General features: G+C 43.7%; 13 protein-coding genes. 4 read left to right on the top strand and 9 right to left on the bottom strand.

Annotated elements, in window-relative coordinates:
* Positions 1-45 precede the first annotated feature (45 nt).
* From MJX74_RS18120 to MJX74_RS18105, 4 genes are all read right to left on the bottom strand, one after another.
* Positions 46-516, bottom strand: coding sequence for a DUF6641 family protein (locus MJX74_RS18120; protein ID WP_240224425.1), 471 nt, complete (start codon positions 514-516; stop codon positions 46-48).
* Between the two features lie 43 nt (positions 517-559).
* Complete coding sequence (locus MJX74_RS18115; RefSeq protein WP_240224424.1) at positions 560-2,602, bottom strand: ATP-binding protein; 2,043 nt, start codon at positions 2,600-2,602, stop codon at positions 560-562.
* The gene (locus MJX74_RS18110) at positions 2,553-3,395 is read right to left on the bottom strand and encodes a tyrosine-type recombinase/integrase (protein WP_240224423.1); all 843 of its coding nucleotides are present in this window, start codon (positions 3,393-3,395) and stop codon (positions 2,553-2,555) included. The genes MJX74_RS18115 and MJX74_RS18110 overlap by 50 nt, the downstream gene beginning before the upstream one ends.
* Before the next feature lie 385 nt (positions 3,396-3,780).
* A complete protein-coding gene (locus tag MJX74_RS18105; RefSeq protein ID WP_240224422.1) occupies positions 3,781-4,023 on the bottom strand; it encodes a helix-turn-helix domain-containing protein in 243 nt (80 codons plus the stop codon).
* A gap of 102 nt (positions 4,024-4,125) precedes the next feature.
* Between MJX74_RS18105 and MJX74_RS18100 the strand changes: the two genes are divergently transcribed.
* Positions 4,126-5,151: a DUF1566 domain-containing protein gene (locus tag MJX74_RS18100; RefSeq protein WP_240224421.1), complete on the top strand. Its 1,026-nt coding sequence runs from the start codon at positions 4,126-4,128 to the stop codon at positions 5,149-5,151.
* A gap of 45 nt (positions 5,152-5,196) precedes the next feature.
* Positions 5,197-5,778 (top strand): hypothetical protein, encoded by a 582-nt coding sequence (locus tag MJX74_RS18095; RefSeq protein ID WP_240224420.1) that lies wholly within the window; start codon positions 5,197-5,199, stop codon positions 5,776-5,778.
* A 529-nt stretch (positions 5,779-6,307) separates the two neighbouring features.
* On the opposite strand, the gene MJX74_RS18090 is transcribed toward MJX74_RS18095, so the two are convergent.
* Positions 6,308-6,925 carry a hypothetical protein gene (locus MJX74_RS18090; RefSeq protein ID WP_240224419.1) on the bottom strand — a complete coding sequence of 206 codons (618 nt, stop codon included), beginning with the start codon at positions 6,923-6,925 and terminating at the stop codon, positions 6,308-6,310.
* 897 nt (positions 6,926-7,822) lie between these two features.
* Here MJX74_RS18090 and MJX74_RS18085 point away from each other — a divergent pair.
* Both MJX74_RS18085 and MJX74_RS18080 read left to right on the top strand, forming a co-directional pair.
* Positions 7,823-8,233: a hypothetical protein gene (locus MJX74_RS18085; RefSeq protein ID WP_240224418.1), complete on the top strand. Its 411-nt coding sequence runs from the start codon at positions 7,823-7,825 to the stop codon at positions 8,231-8,233.
* A gap of 45 nt (positions 8,234-8,278) precedes the next feature.
* Positions 8,279-8,812, top strand: coding sequence for a hypothetical protein (locus tag MJX74_RS18080; RefSeq protein ID WP_240224417.1), 534 nt, complete (start codon positions 8,279-8,281; stop codon positions 8,810-8,812).
* Positions 8,813-9,122: 310 nt separating this feature from the next.
* Here the strand turns inward: MJX74_RS18080 and MJX74_RS18075 are convergent, their stop codons facing one another.
* From MJX74_RS18075 to MJX74_RS18060, 4 genes are all read right to left on the bottom strand, one after another.
* Positions 9,123-10,118, bottom strand: coding sequence for a hypothetical protein (locus MJX74_RS18075; RefSeq protein WP_240224416.1), 996 nt, complete (start codon positions 10,116-10,118; stop codon positions 9,123-9,125).
* 17 nt (positions 10,119-10,135) lie between these two features.
* The gene (locus MJX74_RS18070; protein WP_240224415.1) at positions 10,136-10,426 is read right to left on the bottom strand and encodes a hypothetical protein; all 291 of its coding nucleotides are present in this window, start codon (positions 10,424-10,426) and stop codon (positions 10,136-10,138) included.
* Positions 10,427-10,463: 37 nt separating this feature from the next.
* Positions 10,464-12,233, bottom strand: a complete 1,770-nt coding sequence (locus MJX74_RS18065) for a ribonuclease T2 family protein (protein WP_240224414.1) — start codon at positions 12,231-12,233, stop codon at positions 10,464-10,466.
* 324 nt (positions 12,234-12,557) lie between these two features.
* Positions 12,558-13,120, bottom strand: a 563-nt coding sequence (locus MJX74_RS18060; protein ID WP_240224413.1) for an IS630 family transposase, incomplete at its 5' end; no start/stop codon positions are given.

Here is a 13,120-nt window from a genome sequence, read left to right as displayed (position 1 = left end):
AAACCCTTAAAATAGACTGGCCGATGGTTAGTCGGCCAAGGCTCGTTACTCTTTGGATGCTGTAGCAGCTACTTTAGGTTTTCGTGATTTTGGGGGAGTTGGCGGTGACAGCAGCAAAATTTGCTGATCTAATTCCCCTTTCTCTACCGCTTCAATCAGCGTTTTAATGATGGCTGGCAGGTCCTCTTTTTTGCCGACATCAATAGCCGCTTTGCCTTTGTCTAGTTCCAGCGTTTTAAGCCCAACTTTTATTTCAAAGTAGTAATGCTCTTTGTCATCAAAGTACCAGGGCCGCACGGCTTTGCGTTTACGTACTGTCGTGCGCTCACCGGTATCCGGGTCTTTGATACGCTTGTCTTTAAAAACTTCAAACGGTTCATTTTTTAGGTTGCACTGCACCATCATCAGCTGCTCTTCCAGCTTTTCAATTAGCTTCATGCGCTTGCCGAGAATAGGTGGTTTGGGCTCAATTTTTGGACGAGCGATAACCTTGAGTGAACTCAATAAAGTAGTCATGTTATTTCCTTTTTGTGTGATTGGTTAAAGCGGAGCTGTTGCTCTATTGCACAAAGCCAATCGTGGGGTTGGTGTGTTTTCTTTGGTTTTCTTCTGCCAATATGGAAATGGCAGAAAGTCGGTGTTGCTGCTTCGGCTGAAACAGCATCCGGCGCGCGAGAATTGCAAAATCGCCCGGAGTCAGTCTGCTCAGTCGTTGCAGCTGCTGACTCTCATCAGCAGTTAGCTTAGAAACGCCCAGGGTGCGCTTGTACAGCATGAACACTTGCTCAGCTGTCAGATAGTCGCATTCAAGCTTAAAATCGAACCTACGAAGCACGGCTTTGTCCAGCAGTGTTTCGAAATTAGTCGCAGCAAACAGCGGCTGAGTAAAACACTCAATCTGAGCAAGCAGCTCGTTCACAACTTGACGCTCATGCTGCATGCTCAGTTGGTCTCTACTTGTCAGTAGGCTATCCACTTCGTCAAGCAGCAGGAACTGATTTTGCTGTTCAGCCTGATGAAATAACTCAGCAATACGCTGCTCTGAGCCGCCAACATATTTATCCAGCACATCTGAGCTCAACACGCGCTTTAGCTCCCTCTGATGCTGCTGTGCTAAGTGATGGGCGAAGGCCGTTTTGCCAGAGCCAGGCGGCCCACTAATGAGCACCCGCACTGGCAAATCATTTGCCACTGCCTGGCTAATTTCTTTTAGCACCGTTGCAGGTTGTTTGATGTTCAGTAAATCGATGTCAAATGCCAGCTGAGGTTGATAACGTGAAGTGTCATCCCATAGCCCACACGCGCTGAGCGTGTGTTCTATCACCTCCCCAATTACCCTTTCTGCTGCCTTACGTGTAAAACCGAGCGTTTTAGCGATATAGCCTGCGTTAGCGATAATTGCCGGTGTCAGATTTTTGGTTTGGCCTAACTGCTGGTGAAATCCCTGGGCCACTGATAACCCTTTTAATGTGGCTTTGCTGATAGCCGCAAGCGCTGCTTTCTCCGGTGATTTGACTTCTATCGCTAGCTTAAAACGTCTGATGTAGCTGTCTTCCAATTGATCAATATGGTTGGTTATCCAGATACACGGCACCTGATTTGTTTCCAGCAGCCTGTGTACTGTCTCTTTTGAATAGTGTCTGTCTGCATTACTAAAGAGGCTTTCGCATTCATCCACTAGCAACAGCGTGGCACTTGTGTCTTTCAGCAACTTCTGGATAGCAGCGACATACTGTAGCCGCTGGGTATCAGCACTTTTGGCACCAAACTCATTGCTGACTCTGCCATCTTCAATCAGCAGATTCCTACCTTCGTATAAGGTAAGCTGAAGCTCTCTTGCCAGCACCCTTGCGAGCTCAGTTTTGCCGCTACCCGCCTCACCATACAGCAGGATATTAACCCCCGTGTGTGCGCTATCTACAGCTTCACCCAGATAACCCAGTAGCAATTCGGTATCAACATAATCAAATTGCGAGCACGACAACGTACTTGCAGGACTTTTGGATAATACGTTCTGCAGCAACGATACTTTTGAATCAATACGCTGCGTGGTCACCACCGATAAGACCGCTAAAGGTATTTCAATATCTTGCGGCTCTGTCACCCATACCCGGCTCTGGAAAAAGCCTTGTGCATAAAGCTTATTCAGCAAGTACGCAACTTCTTCAATCTGCATGCCGGATAAGGAGGCTAACAGCCACTCTAAAGGCTTATCTTCAAGCGGATCATCGAGATTGATAATCAACCGTTTCAGGCCATAGTTAATATTGATTACGGTAATAAATTCCAGCACAGGAGCAAACTCAACCGGCACGCCAAACAGATTGCAGAGTACTTTTATATTGGCTCTGAACATTGCAGTCTGTTCAGGCCGGGCATCCTTTCTGTTTATATGCTGCATGACTTGTCGGCACGTCATGCGTGTTATGCCAGCAGCAGAGCGCCCTGAAATGTTACGCAATATGTTCTTGTTAATCGGCAACTCATTAATAGTATCGCCGAGATATTCAATCAATTTTCGGGTGTAAAACATCGACAGGAAATGGTGAGGGTTAGGTGTCTGATCGGTTCTTTCTGGCATCATGAGGTTGTGTCCTGGCATCGTAGCTAAGGGCCACTGCCGCGCGTTGCATGAATTGATGATCACGTTTATCGTAAGTTGTGGTGGTGCTGATATCCGCATGACCGGACATCTTTCTTACGGTGTTGATATCCACGTTTTGCTCAAGCAATCTGGTAATAAACGTACGGCGCATATCGTGTGGTGAAGCGTTGGGAATGCCTATCGCAGCCAGTTTGGTTTTGATAAGCCGATAGATGGCTGAGACGGAAACGCCCACATCCGTTACCACCCTGCCATTTTCATAGGTCTTACAAATCAAAAAACCATCCTGCAGTTTTCGGACAGCAAGCCATTGAGCCAGGTATTCCTGACACCATTTAGGTAAAAACAGGAGCCGACTCTTGTTGCCCTTCCCGTGTCGGACTAACAACGTATGCTTGCGCCGGTCATAGTCATCCAGGATCAGTGCAACTAACTCACTTCGGCGCAAACCTGTACCGAGCAGCAATGCAAAAACCGCCAGATTACGTTTTGCACTAACTGATCTTCCGTACTCCAGCAACCTGAATAACTGACTAACCTGCCCAGCTGTCAGTGGTGAGCCTTGATATTCAGGAGACTTTAGCTGGCTGATAGTAGAGAGATATGCAACATCACGCTGCTCCGCATTGCCGGTCATCACTGCTACTTTCATAATGCCTTTGATTGCAATCATCGCCCTATTAATAGAACGGGGTTGCCAACCTGCCTGAATAAGTACAGCCCTGATGAGCAATGCTTGCTGATAATCGATTTTGGCAAAATTAGAGCCGTATTCGTCTGGCCAGCTCATCAGCCTTGCGATGCTTGTAAGCTGAGAACTAATAGAATTGCGACTGTTAGGCGATAAGCGGCCTAGATACAGCGCGCAGGGGCAAGCTGTACTCATTGAGCACCTCGTATAATAGATATGAAAAAGTAGGGGGAGATTTCTTTGAAATCAGTTACATGGTATATCAGGCGGATTTTAGGTAACAGGCTGAATTTTATCGCTTTTTGTTTAGAAGCGCTGGGTAGTATGGCCGCGATAAAGTGGTTTCAAAATAGGTGCCTTTAGTCCATTGGGTAAAGAGAGGAACTGATGCGGTCAACGATAGATAACTTACAAGGTAAGGCAAAGGCTTTTGGTTGCTAAGCGGAAATTCAAAAGTGAAATATAAAGATACGGTTATACAAACTTAATCTGTATTAGGTTCTTGGGGAAGATTTGTGTCTGGAATGAGCGCTTTTAATTCACAGTCAAGCGCATCAGAAATTTTAAGCAATGCCTCAACACTCATATTCACTTGACCTCGTTCTATACGGCTGATGTAACTCAGGTCAATTCCAGTTGCATGGCAAAGCGACAACTGGGTTAGCTGCTTCTGCTTACGTCTATATTGGATATTCTTTCCAAGCGCTATAAGAAAATGCTTGTTCATCAAGAGCCTCATAAATTTACGCGACTATGATGATTTGATCTTGCTCGGTCTATAGATTATAGTCCTAGGATTATAATCCCACTAAATAAACTGAGGTCGTACATGATAAATAGTTATTACATTCGAGTAGGAATGCTTTCATTTTCCGCGCTGATATTGAGCGCTTGTGGCGGTTCTGATACAGAAGATGGCGGCGTAAACTTTACGGTTACTGCAGCCGCTGAGGGCGGTGGGAGTATAAGTCCGGCCTCTCAGCAAGTTGTTCTGGGGCAAACGGCTAACTTTACGCTCACAGCTACAAGCGGGAATCGAATCAATTCCGTGACAGGTTGTAACGGAGCACTGAATGGCAATAGCTATACAACGGGTGAAGTAACTGCAGATTGCACAATTTCGGCCAGCTTTGGGCCGCAGGGTTACATAGTAGAAGTGCAGGCATCGGCAGGCGGCTCTGTGCAGCCAGAAGGATTAACTGTTCAGCAAGGTGACAAAGCCGAATTCATTTTAACGCCTGAACTGGCTTATCAAGTCAGTGAAGCTCATGGCTGTGGCGGGGTGTTGGCGGGTAACACGTATACGACAGAACCCATCGGTTCTGATTGTGATATCAACATCACCTTTGCACCTATCGGCGGCGGTGCGGTATTAGGCCGTTACATTGACAACGGCGACGGCACTATAACGGATCCTGAACGCAAGTTGATGTGGATGCGTTGCAGTTTTGGACAAACTTGGCAAAACGATACATGCGCTGGCGATGCCGCCTGGGCTTCAGGTGGCGGCGCCCTCAATCTGGCTTCACTATATAATGATGGTAACTTCAGTGATTGGCGGTTTCCTACATTGGACGAACTCAGAAGCTTGGTTTTCTGTTCTTCAGGTACTCCTTCATACTGGTTTGGTTCTAATACCTCTTCGTTAGCGTGTAGTGGTGATTACTCAGTACCTACTGTAGTTCAGGGGGCATTTCCAAATACCCGTTCTGGTGCGAATACCTATATCACTTCGACAGTGGATGAAACCACTTCTGTTCGTCGCTACTACCATATCAACTTTGCAAATGGCGCAGTTCAGGGGCCGGATGAGGCGTATGGCATTCACTGGCGCTTTGTTCGAAATATTGATTAATGTCAAAAGCGGGCATTGCGTTAAAGACTGATAAGGTTAATTACCATGAAAACAATGATAAACAATTTTGTGAGTATGAACACGAGCGTACTCGGATACAGAATGCTATTGCTGCCGGCATTTGTTATTAGCGGATGTGACACTTTTTCAGAGCAATACAGCATCGAAAAAGTACGGCACGCTTACTATGAGGAAATGCAACAACTCTCTATAGGCTCAGCTTTTGATAGCTGGTCTTTGTGCGCAGAGCGAAAGTGGACTCAAGAGACAACGCCAAGGGGCGAAAAGCATGTTGTGTTTAACTGCACTATTGCGCCATCTACGTTGCTTAAAGTCATCGAATTCTATACGCCAGTTAGTAAGCCCTTAAAAGGTGATGAACCCTACCTTCAAATACAAGTTGCTAAATTTCATGTTAACTGGTTACTCAATAACGACGGTACATTTAGTGATGGACAAGGTGTGCTTACGGTAAGATGGCAGGATGGAAAGGAAGACTATACTGCGGTTCCGTTGTATCCGCTTGTTCTTCAAGATGTGTACTCAGATAACTATAATTTCTCGACTGCGGCTTTTGGTCAGAATGTCCGAATGTACTATAAAAATGCAAAAACGGTGCCTAACTAATTTGCAAGATATGGAAACGTCACGATGTCAACTATTCCCTTAGGCTATCAATATCGCGAACCAGCTTTCTTGAATGAAGGTTAGACATTGTTATTTAGGGTAATAAGCGCAACCGCAATCTGGATTGGTTACGCTTATTACTCAAGCTCTTGCAGTTAGTCGCTATCCTCATCAGAGCCACGATACTCTTCGTGGTTCGGATTAAGTTGATTAGCGTGGTTGTCCAGGCTATCCCCCAGTAAGCGTCGTTATTGGGATTAATGCTGTCACTACGGTCATCATTTGCTGTTCTGCTCATCCTCTGAGAAATCTAAAAGAAGTGATGGAGGCGATGGCTATTATTTTTGAAGGTTCGGCAGAAGCCATTTCAGAGTATCGGGGCAACAAAAACGATATGCAGAGCGACTGCTGGTAGGGCTTCTAACAATCAACTGCAGCGGCTCAATTTTCGCTGCGCAAAAAATTGCCCGCTGAGTTGGTGGTATTGGTGATTTACACACAAATACTTAGCAATTCACCAGTCGACATCTTAGCGAATAGTAAAGATGCGTTGGATGCTTTTGAGCTTACATAGATTGCTTGAAAGTCCAAATTCAACTAGCTCAATCTCTGACAGATAACGTCCAACCTCCTTCTCATGCTGCAAGGCAGCTTTATATCTACCTAGCTCTGTTGGTCGGTAGCCAGTGATAATCTTCTCTTCCGAATTCTCTATGCTTCTGATTTGAAAGTCGATGAGCCCCAAATTGTGCAGCTTATCTAATTCATCTGACGATGGCATAGGCACCGTTCTTATTAATAGCTGTTTTATTAACTTGGTATTGACTTGGATGCTATTGGGCATTGAAGCCGACAGGGCCCATTTCATTTGCTTGATGTCATAAGTGGGCAAAAGACTTTGGAGTTCAGTCGCTATATTTTCGAAGTTGCGTTGGTCTACAATCGCACAATCAACCTTGTCATTTGGATGGCCATTTACTTGCCGAATAAACTGCTGCCAATCCTCATATTCAAAGCACTTGACCCAGTAGTTCAGCATCTTAGTGGATGTTGGTACGGCTTTTTCGGAGAACTCTTTGAGACTGTAACGCACGAGCTGCACTTGCTTTTTCACTGCAATTACGTTGGGGTGTGTAAAATTAGACATGACAATAATTTCCTTATGTATTTTGGCGTTGGCTTGCCACTAAACCATTCTGCCAAGAGGAAAACTATTGATTAAGAGTTCACTCAGTGACGCGTTTGTTTTACCTTCGTGTGGCTGGGTTGGGTGTTCTCTCACCGCTAAATCAGCTTATGAGGATTATGCGCAAAAGTCAACCGACTAAAATCTAACAGGCATTAAGTCGATCGCAGGCTAGCTGGGATACCAAATCTAAGCGGCAATTTAGTTCTGCGGGTGTAACGTCAGCTTCACACTCATATCTGCCTGTAGCACACGCCCAAGCTGCAAAGGAAAGGTCAGGTATCATTAGAGCTTAGTGTGTTTCTAAGACAACAATTGTGCTCCATAACTACATGCTAGGGTACTCAGCTGATTATGTTTCTACATATATATATAACCTAGACTCAAATTTTTATTGGAAAGAATTAGCGTTTCGGCTTTATAAATATTGTTTACAGTAAAAAATTCATGTTTAATTTCGCAAAGGTACAAAAACTCTGCTAGATTTTTACTTAATGTTTGGCCATTGCTTTTGCTAATCGCGGTCTTTTGATAGTTAAGTTGAACAGTTCATTTTACTCTGCTTTATGTAGCCCTAATAGTCCATACCATTTACTGAAATGTAGCTGGTTGCCTAGTTGTAATATCGAAAAAGATATTTTTTTGTTCCGCTAGTGTAGCAATACCTAGCAAGTACATTTGAGGTTGCTAACAAGCTGAAACAGCAGCTATGTTTTAAGCCTCTGTGCGTTGCGCTAAACTGCAGATATTGAGGTGGTCAAGCTGATTGAATTTAATTCGGGCGACTCTGTTATGTGAAATGAGCTTCGAGTATGGTTAGGAGAGTTCTACTATCATGTGCCTTTAAGGAGAAGGGAGATGAAGAAAATATTAAAAAGTCGGATTGTAGCTATTAGCCCAGAGTCCGGACACTCAGTTTCGGTAATGCGCGATAAACTAGTTCAGGCATTGAATAATGCTGGAGTGCCTTACCTGCATGTCGGCGCAGGTGCTAAAGCGGCATATGCGGTCTTACCTGATGACTGCAATCTAGTTAAACTTGAAGAGGTCGCTGTCTCTTGTGATGCTATTGTAAGTGGATCAGGATACTTAAAAATTGAAAACATAGAACTTTTTGAACCGGAAAATGAATGGATAGAACATACTTTTTCAACCCACCCTATTGATTACGATATTAGTTTTGCTGGTAACTTTAATCGAACGTTCGGGCTGTGTGACAAATGTGGAGGAATTGATCGCCATCGCAGCCCACCATGCCCTAAGAAATAAGGTGAATATAATGTAAATTAATATGTATAATCTCGGAGAGTGATTATGAAACCTGCGCAATATCCAACAACAGCGGATGCCGCATCGGCAAATACCCTAGGTACTACGGCGTCACCGTTGCTTGCTGGATTCTCCATGACGTTAATTGCCTTAATTTCGGGGAGCACTTCACCAGAAACTATAATGAAGTTTCCTGAAGCTACTCTCGCCGCTCTCCTTTGTGCCACTATACTTTTCATATTGTCAGTGCAATTCACAGTAGTCGCCAGAAAGTACAATCTAACCCAAGAGGAGTTCAAAAAGAGAACTTTAAGTATGAATGATACCGATAGAGCTCAGGCTTACGGTATCGCTATGGAAGATTTTTGCTTTTGGATCGACCGAGCGCGCTTGGTATTTAGTTTCGGACTTGGGCTTCTTTTTTTGGGCTTAGCAGGAGTGATGTTGCCTCCGAGTCCAACTTGTCCGCGCATTTTGATAGTTAGCGTGCCTGTTCTCTTTATCATTTGTGAAATGGTCTGGATTGTATATGACATTTTTCAATCGCATCAGTTTCGAAAGACATTGGGTAGCGAATAAAATATCGAGGCCTACTATTGTCATCGGCTTATACAACTAACTGGCATCAGTTACCTATTGTCTAATAGATAACAGACAGCTCTGAGCGCAGGCTATATTTGAAACATTCGTATAGACAATTTCAACTATTTAAATCAGCCTAGAATAATTCACTTTTCATGCTCCAGTCCTGCTAAGTGCCTTGGCTTTGATATGAGCGCTTAGCGTTCTGTAAATTCATCAGCTGCATTAGGTTGCGTTATCGGCAAAACCCCACATTCATAATTATTCTCCAATTAGCTTTGATTTTTCATTGTAACTGCCATGCCTTCTAGTAAAAAGAAAACTTCTTCCCAATGAAAATTCCCAAGGTGGTTTCGTGTTCTTCATTTGTCCAGCCGAGATTGATGCCACCGACGAAATCGTTACCTGCATCCTTGAAAAGGAAAATGGGAACATCAATGCCCAAAGTGTCCGACCGATTATCAAAATTTACACTAGGGCTGATTGAGAATTTGTCGAACTTTTGTCGATAATGAAACGAAATAATGTCTTTTATATTTCTAGTAGGTTTTCCTAGAGGGCCTGAGACACATGATATTGGCAAATTTAATTCTTGTGGAGGACATATTATTCCATTATCGCCATCTTTATATGACTCTTCTCTCTTGGCTTCTATCGCCCACATTGATTTATATTTTGATTTGAAAAATCCTCCATAATAAATGCTTGCAGCCCAGCCATACTTTGTCTCACTTTGCTTTGTAGTCGAATCCGTAGCTATGTATGACATCTTATTGCTACCGTAAGAGAGTGATGTACCCCAAAATTTTGGAGGTGCGTCATTCCAAGCTTCTTTTATTAAATCGCTAATCTTTTGCGCGTTTTTACCTTTGGATTGAGCTTTTAATCCTTCTAAATCACATCCAGAGGTGATGGCAATGCCAACTTCGTTACAAATTTCTAGCATTTTGGTTATATCTAACGATGTAAGTGCTGATTTATAGTTGACGGTCACTTTGTTGAATTTAGCAAGGCCGTCAAGATTCGCGAGTACAGTATTGTCACTGCTGCCTGTAGGAACTGAGAACTCCACGGCCAAATTGCTATCTATGTTATCCATTGTCCACTTGAGGCTTGCACGTTTGTCTTTTTGTCCCGCAGTCAGTTCGAAAGTAGTACCAGCACCTCCGGTAATGTTGCTATTCTTAGTATCTCCGGTTGAGCTAAGTTTCTGGCTCAATGCTCCTACAATTTCTTCTGCTTGAACATTCGGTGATAAATGAAGCATTGAAAGCACAGCTAATGTCAAAATCGTTTTTAGCATAAAATTTTCCCTGTAGCCTAAACCAAAAACTTATCCAAGAAGGTAGAGGTTTTCTCTCCGGGCAGTATCTTGAGCTTTACTGGAGAGAAGGCTTTTGTCGCACCTGTTATATTCAGTTCATAGCTGTTCCCCTCTTTGCCACGAGCCCTTACCATATAAACATACTCTTGGCCCTCGTTAAGCGTGAATGTCTCAGGGTTTTTCGTAACTCTCTTGGAGTACTTTTTGTCACCAGCTTTCTGTAGCAGAATATTTAGCTTTTTAAAATCTTTGGAGCTCCACTGAAATGTTACGTTTTTCGTTTTCATAGATTTCTCCTAATTGGGTTTGGGCTATCGCTATTACCTAATGAATATATCGACCCTTAACGATTTTCGAATTAACGCTACAGTTATCCTGATCTAGAGCCGCTTTTGGACATTTCACTCTTTTCCCTAAATCTCCAGAGGGCGTTTTCTCAAAGCATGCCCTGACAGAGGTCAGCTCGCTATTCTTGCAACGTAAGACTACCGAGCCATCATCTACTTGAGAAATTGAAAAAGCTGCACGAATCTCTTTTGAACTACGTGTGTCACCTACTGCGTTACTTAAAAATGAGGGATTTCGAAGTTGGTCACTAGCTACAACGGTCGCGACATAATAATCATTAGGAGTTAAGTCACTGCATGTACCGTGCTTTTTCCACTCATAATCTGTGAGAAACACATGCCCTGGCATGCGGTCGATCAATGCTTGGTGAGTATCTATGTTTAAGTCTTCAAGCTTTAGAGAACATGCAGTTGCACCACCGCAGTATGGGTTGGTAGTACAATTCACTAAATGTTTACCATCATTTCTATTCGGCCAGAGTCCATGAATAGCGAGGTCAGATGTTGACCATTTGGAGGCCTGCGGTCGGCATTCTGTTGGCGTATAATTTTTGCCACCACAAAAAGCAGGCATCCAGGACATATCAATCAGCCAATAGTCCCAATTCCCCTCAACTAGGGTCTTTTCAAATGGCATTAATTTAGAAAGCTTTGATAGATTTTCGTGAGACCAGCTCCACCAACGCTCAGGCATTATTGCAACTTGAACATCGCAATTATTATCGTCGTAGACATAATCAACAAATAGTTGCCCATCTTTGGTAAGTTTTATACTAATGTCATCATCACCTACAGAATCTGGACTTTCGGCCATCCAGCCGTCCCATTCAAGTGGACCGGCAACGCCACACCGATCAGTTCGTAACATGGCACTCGGAGTAATCCCTGCGTTAATAAATCGTTTTACAGTAACTGCTCGAGGGTGATCGTAGGAGTTTCCTGCAGAAAAAATAACTGACCGGGGAAGAACAGCTTTAATAAAAGCTGAAGAATTTGAATTGTCAGCTCCATGGTGTGCTGCAATCAAGACGTCAGCTCTGATACTGCGGTGTCCAGAATGGTGGTCAAGTAGATACTTTTCATCTGCGATTGGTGAGTCATGTTCATTGGTTCTGCTTGATGCTTTTTTGCCAACAGCATCACCAGTGAAAAGCACGCTGTTACCTGAATAATCCATTCGGACAACTAACGACCCTGCATTTCTGTGCTCACTGGAATTAGAATGTATATGCCAACTTTCAGGCGGTGTAGAAAATCCACTTAATAGAGTGAATGTCACATTCCCTAATTTCCATTGATGTCCGTGTTGTAAACTTGGTTTTTCTGCGAGACTTGAGACGGTTGCTTCCGTGTGGCTAAGTGCCAGTTGCATATTATCCCATGCTTGGGTGGGATGGTATGAACGATCATAACCTGTGTGAACAACTTCTCGTATGTCAAAGTTCTCAAGCAGCCATGGCACAGCACCAATGTGGTCTCCATCGGTATGGCTAATAAATAAAATGGCTATCTGAGCATTTGGTGGTAAGGCTCGTTGGAAACTATTTATGGTGGGTGTAGTTTGATTTAGAAAGGTTCCGCTACGTCCTGCGTCAAAAATGACGTACTGATTGTCTGGAAGCGTGATAACTGTTGCCAATCCCGCACCGATATCCAGTACTTTTACTTCTGCATCTGCCACCGTCCTAAAGGATAGAAATGACAAACAGAAATATACAGTAAATATATATGATGCTCGTCGTTTCATAGCAAGACCTCCATTGTCTACACTGCTTATGATCGAATGATTAAATAAGTATCGAAGAAATGTAGGTGGTATTTTTAGAAAGTCAATGTATGAAAGTGACATTCCCGAAAATATTTTCGGAATGTATTTGCAAATTTATAATATGGTGTCTACTTTAACTACTCGTAAGGTTGAAGAAATAATATATAGAAAAAATCACAGCAGACGTTTCCTTTTTGTTCAGTAGTTCGGCGGTATGGATTAAACGTCAAATTCTACTATTAGACGACGAGGTAAGCTATGACTACTCATCAATCCATGTCTAAATAACTGATCCTAACTCTGCTACACCCGCTGCAGGCCATGGCCGCCGCCCGGAAACGGCGCTGCGTTATCCATAAAGTGCTCAACCTGCTCCAGTAAATCATCGATTGTTTTGCAACAGTGGTTGCGTGTGATGGTCTCATGCAAGGCATGCCACAGCTTCTCTATTTTGTTAACCCACGGGCTGTAAACCGGTTGGAATAACAACACGAACTTCGGGTTATTCCTCAGCCACGCTAATGTCTTGCGGCTCTTGTGGATAATGTAGTTATCTACCACCAGCGTAATCGTCTTAGCCCGCCGGTACTGCCGTTTCAGCTTGTTCATCAGGCTGATAAACAGCTCTGAGCTTTTACTCATTGAGCCAACATAAGTTATCTGGCCTGTTTTGCTGTGTAGCGCGCCAGCCAGATAATGTTTTTTGTTCTTGCCGGGTGTTACCACCAGCCGCTGCTTGCCTTTATAGCCCCAGTCGGCGCCGATTTTCGGGTTCAGGTGGATATCCACCTCATCTTCATAAAACACCGGATGCTCAGCGCTGCAATTATTCAATGCCTCATATATCGCTGCCAGTTTCTCCGCTT

Source organism: Rheinheimera hassiensis (assembly GCF_022436675.1).
GTDB lineage: Bacteria > Pseudomonadota > Gammaproteobacteria > Enterobacterales > Alteromonadaceae > Alishewanella > Alishewanella hassiensis.
This window is presented reverse-complemented; position numbering and strand designations above follow the sequence as displayed.